The organism is Variovorax fucosicus, from assembly GCF_030316825.1.
In the GTDB taxonomy this organism is placed as follows: Bacteria; Pseudomonadota; Gammaproteobacteria; order Burkholderiales; family Burkholderiaceae_C; genus Variovorax; species Variovorax fucosicus.
In genome coordinates, this window is sequence record NZ_JASZYU010000006.1 from 51,957 (window position 1) to 70,704 (window position 18,748).

General features: G+C 67.8%; 17 protein-coding genes. 2 read left to right on the forward strand and 15 right to left on the reverse strand.

Annotated elements, in window-relative coordinates:
* Positions 1-103: 103 nt before the first annotated feature.
* The 13 genes from QTI05_RS27100 to QTI05_RS27160 all read right to left on the reverse strand — a co-directional run bounded on the left by QTI05_RS27100 (position 104) and on the right by QTI05_RS27160 (position 15,262).
* Positions 104-907: an alpha/beta fold hydrolase gene (locus QTI05_RS27100; protein WP_286624860.1), complete on the reverse strand. Its 804-nt coding sequence runs from the start codon at positions 905-907 to the stop codon at positions 104-106.
* Positions 908-1,010: 103 nt separating this feature from the next.
* Positions 1,011-1,838 (reverse strand): proteasome-type protease, encoded by an 828-nt coding sequence (locus QTI05_RS27105; protein WP_286624859.1) that lies wholly within the window; start codon positions 1,836-1,838, stop codon positions 1,011-1,013.
* 163 nt (positions 1,839-2,001) lie between these two features.
* On the reverse strand, positions 2,002-4,590 hold the full coding sequence (gene mutS / locus QTI05_RS27110) for a DNA mismatch repair protein MutS (protein ID WP_286624892.1): 2,589 nt from the start codon (positions 4,588-4,590) through the stop codon (positions 2,002-2,004).
* Positions 4,591-4,701: 111 nt separating this feature from the next.
* Positions 4,702-5,763, reverse strand: coding sequence for a type II toxin-antitoxin system HipA family toxin (locus tag QTI05_RS27115; protein ID WP_286624858.1), 1,062 nt, complete (start codon positions 5,761-5,763; stop codon positions 4,702-4,704).
* A 185-nt stretch (positions 5,764-5,948) separates the two neighbouring features.
* Positions 5,949-6,470, reverse strand: a complete 522-nt coding sequence (locus QTI05_RS27120; protein WP_286624857.1) for a hypothetical protein — start codon at positions 6,468-6,470, stop codon at positions 5,949-5,951.
* Between the two features lie 333 nt (positions 6,471-6,803).
* A complete protein-coding gene (locus QTI05_RS27125; protein WP_286624856.1) occupies positions 6,804-7,652 on the reverse strand; it encodes a siderophore-interacting protein in 849 nt (282 codons plus the stop codon).
* 2 nt (positions 7,653-7,654) lie between these two features.
* Entirely contained in the window at positions 7,655-8,215 is a 561-nt protein-coding gene (locus QTI05_RS27130; RefSeq protein ID WP_286624855.1) for a PadR family transcriptional regulator, read from the reverse strand.
* 87 nt (positions 8,216-8,302) lie between these two features.
* Positions 8,303-8,728: a DUF1810 domain-containing protein gene (locus tag QTI05_RS27135; protein ID WP_286624854.1), complete on the reverse strand. Its 426-nt coding sequence runs from the start codon at positions 8,726-8,728 to the stop codon at positions 8,303-8,305.
* A 5-nt stretch (positions 8,729-8,733) separates the two neighbouring features.
* Positions 8,734-8,910 carry a hypothetical protein gene (locus QTI05_RS27140; RefSeq protein WP_286547128.1) on the reverse strand — a complete coding sequence of 59 codons (177 nt, stop codon included), beginning with the start codon at positions 8,908-8,910 and terminating at the stop codon, positions 8,734-8,736.
* A 32-nt stretch (positions 8,911-8,942) separates the two neighbouring features.
* Positions 8,943-10,934: an O-linked N-acetylglucosamine transferase, SPINDLY family protein gene (locus tag QTI05_RS27145; RefSeq protein ID WP_286624853.1), complete on the reverse strand. Its 1,992-nt coding sequence runs from the start codon at positions 10,932-10,934 to the stop codon at positions 8,943-8,945.
* Positions 10,931-11,986, reverse strand: a complete 1,056-nt coding sequence (locus tag QTI05_RS27150) for a mechanosensitive ion channel family protein (RefSeq protein ID WP_286624852.1) — start codon at positions 11,984-11,986, stop codon at positions 10,931-10,933. Before QTI05_RS27150 ends, QTI05_RS27145 begins: the two co-directional genes overlap by 4 nt.
* The gene (locus QTI05_RS27155; RefSeq protein WP_286624851.1) at positions 11,983-14,250 is read right to left on the reverse strand and encodes an FUSC family protein; all 2,268 of its coding nucleotides are present in this window, start codon (positions 14,248-14,250) and stop codon (positions 11,983-11,985) included. The genes QTI05_RS27150 and QTI05_RS27155 overlap by 4 nt, the downstream gene beginning before the upstream one ends.
* A 7-nt stretch (positions 14,251-14,257) precedes the next feature.
* Positions 14,258-15,262, reverse strand: a complete 1,005-nt coding sequence (locus tag QTI05_RS27160; protein WP_286624850.1) for an inositol monophosphatase family protein — start codon at positions 15,260-15,262, stop codon at positions 14,258-14,260.
* Positions 15,263-15,367: 105 nt separating this feature from the next.
* Here QTI05_RS27160 and QTI05_RS27165 point away from each other — a divergent pair, with 105 nt between their 5' ends.
* Together QTI05_RS27165 and cysE are read left to right on the forward strand one after the other, a co-directional pair.
* A complete protein-coding gene (locus QTI05_RS27165; RefSeq protein ID WP_286624849.1) occupies positions 15,368-16,135 on the forward strand; it encodes an RNA methyltransferase in 768 nt (255 codons plus the stop codon).
* A 39-nt stretch (positions 16,136-16,174) separates the two neighbouring features.
* Positions 16,175-16,948: a serine O-acetyltransferase gene (gene cysE, locus QTI05_RS27170; protein ID WP_286624848.1), complete on the forward strand. Its 774-nt coding sequence runs from the start codon at positions 16,175-16,177 to the stop codon at positions 16,946-16,948.
* Positions 16,949-17,505: 557 nt separating this feature from the next.
* Here the strand turns inward: cysE and mog are convergent.
* Entirely contained in the window at positions 17,506-18,090 is a 585-nt protein-coding gene (gene mog, locus QTI05_RS27175) for a molybdopterin adenylyltransferase (protein ID WP_286625012.1), read from the reverse strand.
* The gene (yjgA, locus tag QTI05_RS27180; RefSeq protein ID WP_286547140.1) at positions 18,087-18,743 is read right to left on the reverse strand and encodes a ribosome biogenesis factor YjgA; all 657 of its coding nucleotides are present in this window, start codon (positions 18,741-18,743) and stop codon (positions 18,087-18,089) included. Before yjgA ends, mog begins: the two co-directional genes overlap by 4 nt.
* Positions 18,744-18,748 lie beyond the last annotated feature (5 nt).

Below are 18,748 nucleotides of genomic sequence, written 5' to 3' on the forward strand. Positions count from 1 at the left end.
ACACACTTTCTGCCGTCGAAAAAGCAACACACCGACGGCAGGGTTTTGACCGGTTTGCGTGCGACTTGGTTCCGGCCACCGGCCTTGGCCGACGCGGCTGCGATCAACCGAGCAGGTTGCGCAGAGATGCCTCGATCGCCGCCGCGGTCGCGATCGGTTTTTCCATCGGAAACAGGTGCGTGCCGTCCAGCATCGCAATGCGGCCCTTGGTGACCTGTTCGGTCATCGCCATGCCTACCGCCTTCATTTCGCGCGACTGGCGCCCGCCGATGAAGGCCGCCTGGCATTTGAGCGGATGGCGCCGCAGCAGGCCGCTCAGGTTGTGCGGCAGGGTGTCGTAGATCGCCGTCTCGACATCGCGGTCGAAACTGAGCGTGCGCACGTCGTCGGCGCCCGAGGTGCCGTGGTCGATGTAGTCGTGCAGCACCTGCGGATCCCAGCGGGCAAAGGCCTTCTTGCTGCGGAAATGCTCGAACACGGCCTCGCGGTGTTCCCAGCTGTTCTTGCGCTTGCGGCTCACCAGGCTGGGGGACATGCTTTTCATGAACGGCGTGCGCTTGACGATGTTCAGCGTGTTGGCACGCCAGCCGCCGATCAGCGGCGAGTCGAGCAGCAGCACGCCGCGGGCCAGGTCGGGATGGCGCGCCGCGCACATCAGGCTCAGGAAGCCGCCGAGCGAATGGCCGACCAGGAACACCGGGCCGCCGTGCCGGTCGGCCGCGCCCCGGGCGAAGTCGGCGAGCTGCTGCACCAGGTGCGGCCAGTTGTCGGTGACGGGGTATTTCGGGTCGTGCCCGAACTTCTCGATCGCGTCGACTTCGAAGCCGCGCGCACGCAGGCTGTCGAGCATCACGCGGTAGGTGCTCGCCGGGAAGCTGTTGCCGTGCGAGAAGACGATGGGCGGCATCACCGAGGTCGCCGCCGGGCCGCCCCAAGGCGACCGAGCCTCCCCCTCGGGGGGTGGCGAAGCACACGAAGTGGCAAGCCGGGGGGCAGCATCATTGCCCCGGTTAAATCAGCTTTTCCTCGGGCGTCGAGATCTTGCGCAGCGGGCTGTGCCGCGTTGCCGGCATCTTGAGCGGATGCTCGGTAACGGCGTCGTCCCAGACCGGGTCTTCGATGCTGTCGAACACCTCGCGCAGCTTCTGGCCCCAGCTGTTGTGCATCATCCGGTAGTAGGGGTTCTCGGCGTCGATGCAGATCACCTTGTCGGTCTGCAGGCGATTCGCCTCGTACACCACCAGGTCGAGCGGCAGGCCGACCGAGAGGTTCGATTTCATGGTCGAGTCCATCGACACCAGCGCGCACTTGGCGGCTTCGTCGAGCGGCGTTTCGGGCGTCAGCACGCGGTCGAGCACGGGCTTGCCGTATTTCGATTCGCCGACCTGGAAGTAGGGCGTCTCGGTGGTCGCCTCGATGAAGTTGCCGGCCGAGTAGACCAGGAACAGGCGCATGCCTTCGCCCTTGACCTGGCCGCCGAAGATGAAGGACACGTTGAAGTCGAGGCCCGCATGCTTGAGCGCCTCGGCATCGCGGTCGTACACATGGCGCACCGCCGAGCCGAGAACGCGCGCGGCATCGAACATGCTCTTTGCGTTCCAGATCGTGATGGGCGCACTGTCTTCGCTTTCGCGCAGCTCTTCGATCTGCAGGATCTCGCGCACCGACTGCGAAATGCTCAGGTTGCCGGCCGACAGCAGCACCATGACGCGGTCGCCCGGCTGCTCGTAGCAGATCATCTTGCGGAAGGTGCTGATGTGGTCGACGCCGGCGTTGGTGCGGGAGTCGGACAGGAACACCAGTCCGGCGTTGAGTTTGATGCCTACGCAATAAGTCATGAATTTCGTTCTGGTTCTGCGGTGCTGAATACGTCGCGATGCAAGAAACCGGCCCGAGTCTTTGCGAGGAACACCGTGGAGCCGGCTTCGCCGGGCCACTGGTGTTGCCCCCGGCGAGGGGGTTGGCGAAGCGACACGCAGTGCGCGCAGCCTGGGGGTGATTTCATTTCCGCAGGTTCAGTTTTTGGAGTGTGTAGAGCGCCTCGAGCGCCTCCCTGGGGCTCATCGCATCGGGGTCGAGCGCAGCCAGCGCGGATTCTACGGCGCTGCTCGTCGGGGTTTCGGCCACCGGCGGCGGCGCAAACAGGTCGACCTGCGCGCGCGTTTGCGTTTGCTGAGCTTCCAGCGCCTCAAGCGCCTGGCGCGCGTGGTTGACCACGGCGGCCGGCATGCCGGCCAGCCGTGCCACCTGGATGCCGTAGCTCTTGCTGGCCGGGCCGGGCTGCATCTCGTGCAGGAACACGATGTCGCGGCCGGATTCGGTCGCACTCACGTGCATGTTGACCGCCGCGTGGTGCGTGGCCGGGAACTCGGTGAGTTCGAAGTAGTGGGTCGCGAACAGCGTGAAGGCCTTGGTGCGGTCGTGCAGCTGCGCCGCGATGCCGGCGGCCAGCGCGAGGCCGTCGAAAGTACTGGTGCCGCGGCCGATCTCGTCCATCAGCACCAGCGACTGCGCGCTCGCGCCGTGCAGGATCTGTGCGGCCTCGGTCATCTCGAGCATGAATGTCGATTGGGCATTGGCCAGGTCGTCGGCCGCGCCGATGCGCGTGTGGATCGCGTCGATCGGCCCGAGCCGGCAGGCGGTGGCCGGCACGTACGAGCCGATCGAGGCGAGCAGCACGACGATCGCCACCTGCCGCATGTAGGTCGACTTGCCGCCCATGTTCGGTCCGGTGATCACCTGCATGCGTTGCTGCGGGCCCATCTGCGTGTCGTTGGCGATGAAGCCGCCGGACGACTTCTCGGCCAGCCGCGCCTCCACCACCGGGTGCCGGCCCTGCTGGATCTCGATGCAGGGGTGCGCCACGAAGGTCGGCGCGCGCCAGTTCAGCGTGTGGGCACGCTCGGCCAGCGCGCACAGCGCATCGAGCGTGGCCAGCGCACCGGCCAGCCGCGTGAGCGCGGGCACGTGGGCTTGCAGCGCATCGAGCAGTTGCTCGTAAAGGAACTTCTCGCGTGCCAGCGCGCGATCCTGTGCCGACAGCGCCTTGTCTTCGAAGGTTTTCAGCTCGGGCGTGATGAAGCGCTCGGCGTTCTTCAGGGTCTGGCGCCGGCGGTAGTTGTCGGGCACCTTGGCCAGCGCGCTTTGCGTCACCTCGATGTAGAAGCCGTGCACGCGGTTGAACTGCACGCGCAGGTTGGCGATGCCGGTGCGCTCGCGCTCCTGGATTTCGAGCTTGAGCAGAAAGTCGTCGCAGTTGTCGCTGATGGCGCGCAGCTCGTCGAGGTCGGCGTCGTGGCCGGTCGCGATCACGCCGCCGTCGCGCACCAGCGCCGAGGGGTCGGGCTTGATCGCGCTGGCGAGCAGCTCGGCGCAGCCGGGCGGCGCCGCGAAGTCGCTCGAAATCCGGGCCAGGAGTGCGGCAGACGCCGGCAGGGCCGGTGCGAGCTGCTCCGATTTGGACAGCGCCAGCCGCAGTGCCACGAGTTCGCGCGGCCGCACCTGCCGCAGCGCGATGCGCGCTGCGATGCGTTCGACGTCGCTGGTGTTCTTGAGCTGCTCGCGCAGCGCGCGCCAGGGCAGCGCGGTGCTGCCGATCGGCGCGGTCTGCAATGCAGCGATGGCTGCCAGCCGCGCCTGCGCTTCGCCGCGATCGCGCCGCGGCGCCAGCAGCCAGCGCTTGAGCAGGCGGCTGCCCATGCCGGTCATGCAGGTGTCGAGCAGCGAGAACAGCGTGGGCGAATCCTCGCCCCGCAGCGTTTGCACCAGCTCGAGGTTGCGGCGCGTGGTCGGCGGCAGCTCGATCAGTTCGCCGTCGCGCTCGACCACGAGCCGCTGCAGGTGGGTGAGCGCACGACCCTGCGTGTGTTCGGCGTAGCCGAGCAGGGCCGAGGCGGCGGCATGCGCGTTGGCCAGGCCCTCGGCATTCCAGGCCGCGAGGCTGGCGCTGGCCAGTTGCTCGCTGAGCTTGCGCTCGCCCAGCCCGCCATCGAACTGCCAGGCCGGCCGGATCGACAGCGTGAACGGCGACGAGGCCGTGCGTGCGGTCTTCAGGCGGTTCTCGAAAGCCGGCGTGACCTCTGCGCTGTAAAGCAGCTCGCTCGGTGCGATCCGTCCGATCCAGGCTTCGAGCGCATCGGCCGGGCATTCGGCCAGGTGCAGATCCGCGCCCGTCACGCTGAGCCAGGCCAGCCCGACGAAGTTGCGCGTACCGGCATGCACGGCCAGCAGCAGCGACTCGCTGCGGTCGTTGAGCAGTTCGGCATCGGTCAGCGTGCCGGGCGTGACCACGCGCACCACCTTGCGCTCGACCGGCCCCTTGCTTGCGCCGACCTCGCCGACCTGTTCGCAGATCGCTACCGACTCGCCCAGCTTGATGAGCCGGCCCAGGTAGGTATCGACCGCATGGAACGGCACGCCGCACATCACGACGGGCTGCCCGGCCGACTGGCCGCGCTGCGTGAGCGTGATGTCGAGCAGGCGCGCGGCCTTCTCGGCATCGGCCCAGAACAGCTCATAGAAGTCGCCCATCCGGTAGAACAGCAGGGTGTCCGGGTGGTCGGCCTTGAGGCCGAGATACTGCGCCATCATCGGCGTGTGGGGCGGGGCGTCAGCCGGTGCAATCGATGTCAACAGGCGTTCCGTTTTCTGGAGGATGCGCCGATTTTCCTCGACATTGGAAAGGCGGCCGCCCGGCCAGGTTCAGGCGCGGATGCGCTCGCCCTGTTGCGCCACGAAAGCCCTGACCCGCCTGGCCAGGGCCGGGCTGCCGCCGACGGCCTTGACCGTCGCATAGGCCTGCCCGACCACCGATTCCTCGACGGCACGGATGACCTCCTCGGCGCGCGCGGCGTTCAGTCCGAAATGCGGCGCGGCTTCGCATGCCAGCGCCAGACTCGATGCGTGTTGTCCCGGCAGTACCGCAAGCTCCTGATAGCCGGTGTGGCTGCCCAACTGCGCCACCAGGTCGAACGCCGGCGCCAGCCGCCACAAGCCGTGCCCCTGGTGCAGCAGCCCGTGGTTCTTGACATGGTCGTCGCTGTTGCCGACGACGAGGTTGAAAACCAGGCGGCGGAACAGCTCGTGCACGTCCTGTTCGGGGCGCGCCGAAAGTCGGCGCAGCAGCTGCGCCAGTTCCACATAGCTGCCACCACTGGATTCGTAGGGCACATTGAGGACGGCCGACGCCGACAGGTAGTGAAACCGGTGCTCGTTGCCGATCGGCCCGGTGCGATCGAAGCGTTCGACCAGCAGGGCGTGGCCCACCGCCAGCGGCTGCAAAAGGAAAGGCGGCACCGTGATGCCACAGGCCATCGCCATGCCAAGCGTGGCGGCTTCGACAACTTCCATGTCGTGCTCGTCGCCGCGCGAGGCGAACTTGGCGATCTGGCGGCGTTCCCGGTGAACAAAGGTGGCTTTGGGCCTTGCACCGCCAAGGCTGCCACCGCGCAACAGCTGCTGCATGCGGGGTGTGACTTCCATGCCGGCCTCGATGCGCCGTGAAGCCTCGGCCAGATCCTGCAGCGAGAGCAGACCCGCCGCCGGCGCTGCAACGGCGATCGGCAGCGATTCGGAAAACACCATGGCGCCGACCCGATCCTCGTTGGTGAGCAGCAGCGCGTCCAGATCCGACAGCGCCTTGCCGTGCTGGACTTCGAGCACCTTGCGGCCCCAGCTGTCGGGCAGGGCATCGCGCAGCGTGAGCGGCAGGGCACCCCCATCGCGGATGCGCCGTTCGGCCAGGACGAAAGGCGCGTTGCGCAAGGGCAGGTGGTCGGGGTTCAGCGGCTGCCCCCCCGGGCTCCTGAAGGTACCGGCGGCCGTAGCCGAATTCGCGACTGGACATCAATTAAATGGCTTTTAACCCATTTAATTGACAGTTAATTGGCTAAACAAGCTTTCGTCCAGCGCGCGTGCAGTGGCGCGCGCAGCGGCCGTGGTGCGCTGGTTCAGTGTGCCAACCCGCGCCGGCGGCGCGCGACGCGGACGGCTTCGACCCATGTATCGAGGTTGAAGCGCTGGCCGGTTTCGGCGCTGCGTGCGGCCAGCACCTGGTGCAGGAAGATCCTGCGCACGTCGCCGGGGGTGCCGCAATGGCCGACGATGAGCTTTTTCTGCAGGTCGAGCTGCTGCACATGAAGCACGTTCTGGACCTTGCGGCCGCTGACATCGAGGTAGCGGATCTGCATGCGCGGTGTTTCGTCGACGATCGCATGCTCGCCTTCGCCCTGGATGAACCACTCCGGCAGGGTGTCGGGGTCGCTGTCGGTGGCGCCACTGCGCAGGCCGCCGCGCGTTGTCGGTATTTCGAGCGGCACGTGGCCCGATCGCACGCGGGCTGCGGCAATGCGACGTGCCGTCTCACGCTTCGTGGCGATCACGTGCCAACTCAAGTAGAGAAGCGCAACCGTCAGTACCGAGGCCGCCGCGATCAACGTGACGAACTGCCATGTCTCAAGGTCGAGGTTCATGCTGGGGCTCCACTGATAGTCCTAAAGTACTCAGGGCGAATTCTCAGCATCTGCCAAACGATCGTCAACCCGGCCGAATGGCCAGCATCGATCAACACCTCCTTGCTGCGATTCAGCGCTGCGGCAGTCGGGCAGTGCCTCGCGCTGACCCCTCATGCATCTCGCGGCCGCGCTTCGTGCTTGGCGTTTTGGGGTAGGCCGCTGGCGGTGGCGAGCGGTCCGATGGGGGCGGGCCGCTGGCGGCGGGTGGCCCCTTCCGCGAATGTCCCCCGCCCCGGACCCGCAGCGCTCAGATCAACGCCGGATGGAGATCGTTGACTGCAAGACCGCGTATCACTCGTCGTGCGAGTCGTGCGTCGCCGCAGCGCCCCGGCGCCAGTACCCCGAGGCCCGGATCCATTTCGGATTGGCACGGCAGTCGTTGACGAGGTGCGCGCGCACCGCCTTGGCCGCAGCCGATTCGCAGCCCACCCATGCGTGGAAAGCACCGGTTGGCAGGGGCGTGTTGCGCAGCGCGGCCAGCAGCAGCGGCTCGGTGGCCGAGGCAGCATCGGCCTCGTCGCGGTGCACCCACACCAGCTCGACCTGCGCCTGGCTCGGCAACGCGATTTGGTCGGCGGGCCCGTCCACCTCCGCCAGCACCAGCGCGCGGGCACCGGAGGGCAGTTCGGCCAGGCGCCGCGCGATCGCGGGCAAGGCGGTGTCGTCGCCGACCAGCAGGTGCCAGTCGAAATCGGTCGGCACGATGAACGAGCCCCGCGGGCCGCCGATGCCGATGGCCTGGCCCGGCTGCGCCTGTTCGGCCCAGCGCGTGGCAGGGCCTGCCTCGTGCAGCGCGAAGTCGATCTCGAGCGTGCGTGCCGCGGCATCGAAATGGCGTGGCGTGTAGTCGCGCATGAGAGGCTTGGCGCCTTCTGGCCAGACCGGCATGCCTTCGGGGCCGATGGTCGGCGTGGCGAGCAGGCCGGTGGTGGGGTCGGGCAACACCAGCTTCACGTGGTCGTCGAAGCCGAGGCTCACAAAGCCTTCGAGCGCATCGCCGCCGAGCGTCACGCGCACCAGGTGCGGCGTGACGCGCTGCACCGTACGCACCTCGAGCTGGCGAAAGCGCAGCGGGTGCCGCACGCGCTGTGGCAGGCGGTCGGGATTGGTGGCGGTGCGTTCGAGCGTGTCTGTGGTCATTTTCAAATCTGTTCCAGTTGTTGGGCCGCGGCGTCGAGCACGGCGGCAAAGGCGCTGGCTTGCGCCGGGGTGAGGGGTTCGCGCGACAGACGCATGCGCATCGCGAGCTTGAGGTTTTCGACGGCACGCATCACCTGCGGCGGGCGACCGCCGCGCGGGCCGGCACCGTCGACGCCGCCGTTCATGCGCGCCAGCATGGCGTCGGCCGTCACGCGGTTTTCGGCCAGAAAGCCCTGGCCGGCCTCGGTGATGCTGTAGCGCTTGCGGCCGCCGGCATCGGCTTCGTCCACGCTCAGGTAGCCAAGCTCTTCGAGCAGCGTGAGCGTCGGGTAGACCGTGCCGGGGCTCGGGCTGTAGCTGCCGCCCAGGCGCTCTTCGATCGCCTTGATGAGCTCATAGCCGTGGCTCGGCTTGTCGGCAATCAGTTGCAGCAGCACGAAGCGCAGGCCGCCATGGCCGAACACCCGGCCGCTTCCACCACCGCCCCGCATGCCGCCGCCGCTCAGGCCGTCGCCGTGTTCACCGCGTCGGGTGCAGCGTTCGAATCGTCTGAAATCACGCATTGGGAATCCTTCTTGGATGTATCTGATTTAATAAAGATATATCTAAATCGGATCTAAGTCAATGCCTCGTGGTGTTGCTGGATTGGATCAGCCGGCGAGAAGCGCCAGCGTTCGAGGGTCGGGCGTGCCGCCGAAATACTTGCGCAGACAGGCGTCGAACAGTTCGATGTCGGGTGCGGCTTGCGCGAAAAGCGTCATCGACGACCTGAATTTGAGATTGTCCGGCGTGCCGAAGAGGGTGTCGATCGGCACGCCCGTCGCTTCGAGCACCAGCGCGCTGCAGGTTTCAAGGCGAGGCCCGAGCACGGGATGCCGGAGGTAGTTGCGCGCTTCGTCGAGCGATGCCAGGGCGTAGCGGTGGGCCATGGCGCTGTGGCCCAGCCCGTCGAGCTGGGGAAAGACGAACCACATCCAGTGGCTGCGTTTGCGGCCGGCACGCAGTTCGGCCAGCACCTGCTCGAACACCGGCGCCTGCGCATCGACAAAGCGCTGCAGGTCGGCCGGGGCGGTCATCCGCGTCAGTTGCTGCGGCGGTGCGAAACGGCCGCGTCGATGGTGCCGAAAACCTCGACGCCGCTGGCACCCGAGCGGGTGCCGGCACCTTCATTGCTGCCGGTCTGGCTGCGGGCTGCGGAGCCGCAGCCGGCAATAAGACAGAGGGCGGCGGCAAGGGTGGAGGCAAGCAGAAATTTCAAATCAATTCCTTCAGCGGGTTGGCAACAACCCACTATAGGCCGCGGTGCGGCGCACGCGGTGCGACAACGATGTGATCGGGGTCTTGTCCGGCACGGTATCGGGCCCAGGCGGCGGTGTAGGCGTCTTCGAGCTGCCGGGTGCGCGCTTGCGAATCGAACAGGGTGCCCGTTCTGGCGGTGGTCTCCAGCCTGCGCCGGATCTGGGCGAGCCTTGCGCTGTCCTGGGCGAGCGCAACGGCCAGTTCCAGGTATTCCTCCTGGGTCTGCGTGATCAGTTCCGGCAGGCCCGCGGCGCTCAGCAAGCTGCCGGCCACGCGGCCTGCAAAGGTATCGCCTGCGCATGTCAGCAGCGGCAAGCCGACCCACAACGCATCGCTGGCCGTTGCGTGTGCGTTGTAGGGCAGGTTGTCGAGCGCGAGGTCGGCGAGCCGCAGGCGGTTCAGATGCGCATCCAGCCGCTCGACGCGCGCCGCAAAGATGAGCCGTTCGGGGGCAATGCCGCGCTTGGCGGCTTCGGCGCGCAAGCGGGCCTCATGCGCCGGCGATGCGCCCTTGAGCCAGAGCACGCTGTGCGCCACGCGATCCAGCAACTGCATCCAGAGCCCGAAGAACTCGGGCGTGATCTTGTAGCTGGCGTTGAAGTTGCAAAACACGAAGGCATCCGCCGGCAGTCCGGCTTCGGGCCGGGTCATCGGCGCCGATGCAATTACGCGGGTGGAATCGTTCGGCAGGAAGGTGTCGGGGAGGCAGACGATCTTCTCGCTGTAGAACGGGTGGTGCGCCTCGGGCACCACGAAGCGGTCGGCAATCAGGTAGTCGATGAAGGGGGCGCCCGTGGTGCCCGAAAAGCCGAGGTAGCTGATCTGCACCGGTGCAGGCCGCCAGGCCAGCACGTCGGGCCGTGCGTTGCGCGTGTAGCCCATGAGGTCGATGACGATGTCGACGTTCATGTCCGAGATCAGCTGCGCCGTGGCGCGGTCTGACATGGCGTCGGCATCGACGAAACGATCGAAGGCCTTCTCCAGGCGTGCGCGCATCGGGCCGTGGTCGTTCCGGCCGATCGAGATGGCGCTGATCTCGAACGCGTCCCGATCGTGCAGTTCGATGGTCTCGGCCAGCAGGAAGGCCACGGGATGCGTGCCGAAATCCGCGGACAGGTAGGCGATGTGCAGGCGCTCGTTGCCCTGGCGGTGCGCGGCGCACAGCGGCGTGGCATGCGGCGGGAAGTGCTGCGCGGTGTAGCGCTGGGCCACCTGCAATTGCTCTTGCGCGGTCGAAGGCAGCGCCAGCAGCTCGAACGGGCCGATGCAGTCCTTGCCGGCCGCGATATCGCGCCGCAACTGCTGCATTTCCGCGTCGAAGTCGTCCCATTCGCCGGCGTTGGCCTTGGCGAAGAGCAGGCCGCCACGGGCGAACTCGAAGTCCGGATGCCGCGCCAGCAAGCCCTGGTAGAACGCCACGGCACGGGAAAACTGCCGTGCTTCGATGAGCGCGACGCCGTAGTTCTCGAGCACTGTCCGGTGCCTGCCGTCGATGGCCAGCGCCTTGTCGTAGCTTGCGATTTCCGCTTCGTACTGGCCGAGCTTGCCGAGTACCACGCCATGGTTCAGGTGGGCCTCGAAAGAGCGTGGATTCAGGCGTGCTGCCTGTTCCAGGTGCGCCAGGGCATCGCGGTTGCGGCCCAGGGCCATCAGCGACAAGCCCAGATCGTGCGATGCCTCGAACAGCGCTGGTGCAAGCTGCAATGTCTTCTGGAACGCCTCGATCGCCCCGGCGTGTTGCGTCATCTTTTGCTGCGCCACGCCGAGGTAGTACCAGCTTTCCACCGAGCCCGCGTCGTATTTCAGCGAGGAAGACAGGAACCCTGCCGCGGCCTCGAAGTTCTGGCCCTGCCCCTCGATGTAGCCCAGCAACCGCAAGGCGGCCGCCATGTTCTGGCCCTGCTTGAGCAGGCGATTCGCCTCGCGCCGGGCGCCGGCGTGGTCGCCCTGCTGATAGAGCTGTTGTGCGCGTTGCAATGTCATGGTGTCGGTTCCTGCCCGGCGTCGATCCGCAGCTTGGGCAAATGCGTCGGGTGCTCGCGCTGCATGAAGTCGATCATTCCCTCGCGGATGCGGCAGCGCAGGTCGAAGGCCAGCGGTGCCGTGGCGGCGGTGGCCAGCAGGCGCAGCTGCATGGAGCGCTCGGTGGTGTCGGTCACCTGCAGGACGAAGGTGCGGCCGTCCCACTCGGGCGCGGCGCGCACGATGCGTTCGAGCTCGGTGCGCAACGGCGCCATCGGCATGCCGTAGTCGACGTAGATGAAGACAGAGCCCAGCAACTGCGCGCTGTGCCGCGTCCAGCTCTGGAACGGCTTTTCGATGAAGTAGGTGAGCGGCAGGATGAGGCGGCGCTCGTCCCAGAGCTTCAGCACGACGAAGGTGCCCGTGATCTCTTCGACCCGGCCCCATTCGCCCTCGACCACCAGGACGTCGTCGATGCGGATAGGCTGCGCCAGCGCAATCTGCAGGCCGGCGATCAGGTTGCTGAACACGGGCTTGGCCGCAAGGCCGGCCACGAGGCCGATCACGCCGGCCGAAGCCAGCAGGCTGGCGCCAACCTGGCGCGCGCCTGGAAAGGTCATCAGCATCAGCGAGGCGCCGGCCACCAGCACCATGGTCATGGCGGTGCGCGAAAGCACGTTGGCCTGGGTGTGGATGCGGCGTGCGTTGAGGTTGTCCTCCACATCGGCAGGATGCTGTGCGAGCACGCCCTGCGTGAACCCGCTGATGGCTCGGACGGCAAGCCAGGTGGCGGCGGCGATCAGCAGCAGGCCGTTCAGATGCCGCACGCTGGCGATGAATCGCAGGTCGTCGGGCGCGGCCTGCCACACGGCCTGCAGCGCCATCAGCGGCAGTGCCCAGCGTGCGGCGGAGCGGCTCTTGCCGACCATCGCGTGCAAGGCCGGCGTCGAGCGCGTCACGCGCAGCAACAGCAGGCCGCCCAGGCGGTACACCGCCAGCGCCAGCGGCACCACGACCAGCGCGCCCAGCCAGGTGCCGAACCAGGGATGGCTCGGCAGCATTTGCAGATTCATGGGGCCTCGTTCGCGGTCAGGGTAGTGTCGGGCGTTGCCGGCGCGGGCGTCGACGAGGCCGGTTGCAGGATGCGGGCGGCGTCGTCGCGCAACTGCGCCGCGATGGCGGTGGCCAGGTCGAGCCGGCGCAGCAGCCAGGGGCTGATGTCGTTGTCGAACGGGTCCGGCAGCGGAATGGCGCCGCCCAGCGCAGTCGCTGGCGCCTGGTCGGGCAATGGCGACGGGCCGATCGGCGCGCTGCCGATCGCTTCTTCGATGCGCACTGCAGTACGCGCGAGCGGGCCTTCCACTTCGTGCAGCGTGAGCCGGTCCCGGCGCAGCAGCAGCATCGACTTGACCGCGCTGAGCTGCGCGAGCAACTGGTAGCTGTGAGCCTGCAGGCGTTCCAGCGGCTCGAGTGGTGGCTGCACGGCACGCGGCTCCGACAGCGAGCGCTGCGTCGCCTGCACCAGCGCCGAGAGGCTGTCGAAGGCTTCGCGCCGCGCCAGCCGCCACGCAAGCTCGGGTGCGGTGTCGACGGTGCGCAACTGGCCGAGACCCAGCGCAAGCCGTGCGTGCAGCGCCTGTGCGTTGAGCGTGCGCATCACCAGCGCCGGAACCTGCCCGCGTTCCCACGAGGGCAGCACGTAGCAGAAGGCCCACGCCATGGCGGCGCCGATCAGCGTGTCGGCGATGCGCTCGAACAGCGCAAAGGTCGGGCTCATGCCAACGTTGAGCATGTGCGCCTGCACCAGGCCGAGCACAGTGGCAGCCACCGCCGTGATCAGGTACTTGCGCACCGCGAAACCGTGCGCTACGGCCTGCGCGCCGGTCACGCACAGCAGCAGCATCAGGGCCGAAGGGTGCGCCGCGAGCAAGCCGACCGCCAGCACGCAACCGACCAGCGTGCCGGCCACGCGCGCATTGCGCCGCTCCAGCGTCTGCGAGAGGCTGCCGCGCAGCACCACCACGATGGTCAGCAGGATCCAGTAGTCGTGCGAACCCCAGGGCATGAGCAGCGCGATGCCGTAGCCCGCCGCAATGGCAAGCGCGGCACGGATTGCGTGGCGCAGCGGCGGCGCATCCCATTTCCAGAGCGCGAGAAAGGGTCGCCACGACCACGCGGTCGGGCTGACGAACAACTGCCAGTTGGCGCGCACCACGGCCAGATCGGGCTCGATCTCGCCGCGTGCGAGCTGGTTCAGGCGCAGCACCTCGTCGTTGATGTGGCCGACGCGGCTGGCGAGGCCGCGCGCCAGCATGGCGGGCGAGGGGCCATGCTGCGGGGATGCCTGCGCGGGGTCTTCGGGCATGTGGATGGCCGCGAGCTGCGGCCGCCGGTCGGTCAGCGCGGCGGGGCGGCGGAACATCAGCATCGCGTCTGCCAGCGCGGTGACTTCGCTGGCCAGGTCTTCCAGCACGCGGCGCATCTCGGCCAGCGCCCGGGCATGGCCCGGGTGGGATGTGAGCGACTCCAGATCGAGTTCGCTGGCCAGCAGTTGGTCGCGCATTTCGAGCACGATCAGCAGCATGCCGGCCAGGCGCTGGCGGCGCGGCGTGCGCGGCGATTCGAGCACGAGGTCGCGCGTGCCCTGGATCTGGTCGGCCAGCGCCGCGGTTTCGCGCAGCAGTTGGCCGAGCAGGGGTGCCGGGGTGTCGCGCACGTCGCTGGTTTCGTCGACCGCCCTGAACTGGCTGGCTTCGGTGCGCATCAACGCGGCCACCGAATACAGCGTGTCGGCGATCAGCTGCACGCGGTAGCGCGCATTGAGGGCCAGATTGGCCAGCGTGGAATACACGATGTACAACGCCGCACCCAGCCCGAAGTGCCAGCTGCGCTCGATTGCTTCGTGCAGGCCGGTCGGCGCCGGCGTGGCCATCGAGAAGATCATCGCCAGCATCACGGCGATGGCGATCGGGATGCCGCGCTTGCCCCACGCCATGGCGCTGAACGCGAGGAAGGTGGCCGGGATCAGCACCATGCCGAGCCGGATCGGCGCGGTGTGCAGCACCTGCACTGCAAAGAACAGCGGCAGCGAGATCAGCGGCGCCGGCAGCATCTGCCAGAACTTGCCGCGGCGCGGGCTGGGCTGGTCGGGTGGCGATGCCACGATCACGCCGACCGCGGCCGATGCGCCCGCGACGGCACCGAGCCAGAGGTGCACGCCGCCCGAGATCAGGAACAGCCCGAACGCGACCGACAGGCCGTTCGCGACATAGTGGCTCAGCGCAATTCGCAATGCCGCCCGGGTTCGACGCGCCAGCGGCGTTGTCGCCAGCTGCATCACGCGCTCACTCGGTCGTGGGATCGACCGGTGCCACGGCCTGCGGGCGCACGCGGGTCAGTTTGCGGGGAGCGGCGGCGACGGGGGCAGCCTCTGCTTCGCCATCGGGCTGTTGCACCTCGACCGTACTGCGGGCGTAGGTGTCTTGCGTCGGGTCGATCGAACGCATGCGGTCGCTCGCGCGCAGCTTGTCGTCCACGCCCGCGAACTTCGAGTACTTGGCCAGCAGCGGCACCAGCTGGCCGTAGATGCGCGGTGCACCGGCGAGGCATTCGCGCTGTTCCAGGAAATCGGGCTCGCCGGTGAAATTGCCGATCAGGCCGCCGGCCTCGGTCACCAGCAGCGAGCCGGCTGCCACGTCCCACGGGTTCAGCCCGGTTTCGAAGAAGGCGTCGGTGAAGCCGGCGGCCACGTAGGCCAGGTCGAGCGCGGCGGCTCCGGGGCGGCGCAGGCCGGCGGCGCGCGGCATCAGGTCGGCCATGATGGCCAGGTACTGCTTGAAGTTGTCGCCGGTGCGGAACGGGAAACCGGTGGAAATCAGGCACTCGTTCAGGCGGGTGCGCTTGCTCACGCGGATACGGCGGTCGTTCATGAACGCGCCGCGGCCCTTGGTGGCGGTGAACAGGTCGTTGCGGCTCGGGTCGTAGATGACGGCCTGTTCGACCTTGCCCTTGACCGCCAGCGCGATCGACACGCAGTAGACCGGAAAGCCGTGAATGAAGTTGGTGGTGCCGTCGAGCGGATCGATGATCCACACGTAGTCGGAATCCTTGGCGCCGTATTCGGTGCCCGATTCCTCGGCCAGGATGCCATGGCCGGGGTAGGCCGTGAGCAGCGTTTCGATGATCACGCGTTCGCTCGCGTGATCCACTTCGGTCACAAAGTCGTTCACCTGCTTCTGCGAGATGCGCACCGCTTCGACATCGAGCGCGGCGCGGTTGATGATGGCGCCAGCGGCGCGTGCGGCCTTGATGGCCACGTTGATCATGGGGTGCAGATTGGGGGACGACATTGGATTGTGAGAAGAACGCTGGCGCCGGGACGGTTCCGGGGAATGCAGCCCGGCGATGCGGGCGGCGACAATCTCGCGATTTTACCCGGCCCGCCGTTTCCGCCCATGCGCACCCGTTTCGTCCTGATCCAGACCAGCCATGCCGGCAATGTCGGTGCTGCCGCGCGCGCCATGAAGACCATGGGTTTCGGCGATCTGGTGCTGGTGGCGCCGCGCTGGGCCAACGTGCTGCGGCGCGAGGAAACCATTCAGCGCGCAAGCGGGGCGCTCGACGTGCTGGCCAACGCGCGCATCGTCGAGACCTTGGACGAGGCGCTCGACGGCATCACGCACCTGTGCGCCACCGCGATGATCTCGCGCGACTTCGGCCCGCCCACGCGCACGCCGCGCGCCCACCTGGAGCCGCTGGCGAAGGGCGATGACCAGCATGTGGCGTTCCTCTTCGGTTCCGAGCGCTTCGGCATGCGCAACGAGGACGTGTACCGCTGCAATGTGGCGCTGAGCATCCCGGCCGACCCGAATTTCGGCTCGCTCAATCTCGGCGCGGCGATCCAGTTGATTGCCTACGAATGGCGGCTTGCGCTGGGCGGCTTCGAGGTTCGCGATGCCACGCCGGCCCAGCCGTCGGCCGACGCGCAGGCCGTGGCCGGCATGCTCGCGCACTGGGAGCGTTCGCTGGTGGAGATCGGCTTTCTGGATCCGGCCGCGCCCAAGAAGCTGATGCCGCGGCTGCAGCAGCTGTTCAACCGGGCCCAGCCGACGCCCGAGGAGATCCACATTCTGCGCGGCATTGCGAAGGCGATGGTCGACCCGCACCGCCCGGCGCCGCAGGCTGAACCCGCGGCGCCAGCAGGTGATGGCGGGGCGCTATAGACTCGTTTCCCAATTTCGATATCACTGAAACACCCAACGATGTTTGCCCGCCTGCGTTCTGACATTCAGTGCATCCTCGAGCGCGACCCGGCTGCCCGCTCGGCCTGGGAGGTGCTCACGCTGTACCCGGGCCTGCATGCGGTGGTGCTGCACCGGCCGGCGCACTGGTGCTGGCACCACGGGCTGCGCTGGCTAGGCGCTTTCATCGCGCACTTTGCGCGCTGGGTCACCGGCATCGAGATCCATCCGGGCGCGAAGATCGGCGAGCGTGTGTTCTTCGACCACGCGATGGGTGTGGTGGTCGGCGAAACCGCCGAGATCGGTGACGGCTGCACGATCTACCAGGGCGTCACTCTGGGCGGCACTTCGCTCTACAAGGGCACCAAGCGCCACCCCACCCTGGGCCGCGACGTGGTGGTCAGTGCGGGCGCGAAGGTTCTGGGCGGGTTCACGGTGGGCGACGGCGCGCGCATCGGCGCCAACGCGGTGGTCATCAAGCCGGTGCCGGCCGGAGCGACGGCGGTGGGCATTCCGGCGCGGATCATTCCCGGCACGCCGGCGCAGCGGGAAGCGGCTGGCGGCCGCGAGACCTTCCTGGCCTATGGCGTGACGCAGAGCGACGATCCGCTATCGCTTGCCATGCGCGGGCTGATCGACAACGCTTCGTCGCAGGAGCACCAGATCGCGCTGTTGTGGCAGGCGATCGAGACGCTGTCGGCAGGGCGCGGGCAGAAGGCCGAGTGTGTGCCATCCGATGCGGCGCGCGACGAATGCTTTGAGGCGGAGAAGCTGACGCAGCTGGTCGGCAAGTAGCCGGCTTGCTTTGCGGCACTGCCCGGGGCCTTGCGATGGTCTTCGCCAGGGTGAGAGCCGTTGGTGGGACCCCTGGTGAGAGCGCCCGGTGTGCGGCACGGGCTGTCCGACCCTGCTGCGCCGGCCCTTCGGGCTGCCCTGCGGTGCTCGCGCTTTGCGGGGTCTCGCAGAACTCGCTTCGCTCAAACAGCTGCGAGCCCTGATCCGCAAAGCGCTGCGCTCCTCGGCGGCGCAGAAGGGATCGGCCAGCCCGTACCGCACACCGGGCTTGGTGGTGGTTCCAGGTCTGCGCATTCCGGATGCAACCCCCAGGTGTCCACGTCGGTGGGTGGTATGCGCTGGGGCGGCCGTTGAGGCACCGCCGAGCAGCACAGCGGCAGGCGGATCAGGGCCGCGTGCTGTTTGAGCGAAGCGAGTTCACGCGGACCCCGACTGCCGCGAGCAGCGCAGGGCAGCCCGAAGGGCCGGTGACGTCGGCCGTCCCAGCGCATACCGCCCGCCGACGCACCCCCGAACCGACTACTTCCGACGACGCACCGCCGGCGCTGCCGAACCGCCTACCTGGCGCGCACCGCCGACTTGGGCCTGAACGCCTTGCACACGTCGTCATGCGTCTCGAGGTACGGCCCGCCGATCAGGTCGATGCAGTAGGGCACTGCGGCGAAGATTCCGGGCACGATCTGCTTGCCTTCGGCGTCCTTCAGCCCTTCGAGCGTTTCGGCAATGGACTTGGGCTGACCCGGCAGATTGAGGATCAGGCTCTGGTCGCGGATCACCGCCACCTGGCGCGACAGGATCGCGGTCGGCACGAAGCGCAGGCTGATCTGGCGCATCTGCTCGCCGAAACCCGGCATCTCCTTGTGCGCCACGGCCAGCGTGGCCTCGGGCGTCACATCGCGCACAGCGGGGCCGGTGCCGCCGGTGGTCAGCACCAGCGAGCAGCCGGCGTCGACCAGTTCGACCAGTGCGGCGCTGATGGCAGATTGCTCGTCCGGAATCAGGCGCGACTCGAAAGTGATCGGGTTCTGCAGCGCGCGCGTGAGCCATTCCTTCAGCGCCGGCAGGCCCTTGTCTTCGTAGACGCCCGTCCATGCGCGGTCACTGACCGAGACGATGCCGATGCGCACGGCATCGGCGCTCATGCGTCGTCCTCGCGCTCCTGCTCGGCCGCTTCCGCGGCGTGGTCGGCAGTGCCATGCACAGCGAGTTGCTCGCGCACCAGCTGGAACACGTCGCGATAGGCCTTGGCCTGGCGTGGTGCTTCGCCGGGCTTGCCGGCCTTGATGTCTTTACGGGCCTGGCGCACCAGCGCGCGCAACTGCTGCGCATCGGTGGCGGGGTGCGTTTCGATCCAGCCGCCCAAGGCGTCGTCGTCGGCGATGAGGCGGTCGCGCCAGCGCTCGGCCTCGTGCAGCATGGCGGTTTCCTCGGCGGGGGCGCGGTGCTGCTCGGCCAGCGCGGCGCGCACGGTGTCGAGCGTCTCGGCATCGAGCTTGCGCATCAGCTTGCCGATGAACTGCATCTGGCGGCGCTTGCCTTCGAAGTTGGTGATGCGCTTGGCCTCGGCCACGGCGTCGACGAGCTTTTCGTCGAGCGGCAGCTTGTCGAACAGGCTGGCGCGCAACGCGAGCAGGTCTTCGCCGAGCTTTTGCAGCTCGGTGCTTTCGCGCTTGAGATCGGTTCGGCTGGCATCGTCCGTGCCTTTGAGCTCGCGCTTGAGTTCAAGGTCGAGTTCACTGCCTTCGGCCACGAACTCGCCGCGGACGAAATAGCCTTTTTTTGGTTTGCGGGACATGGGGC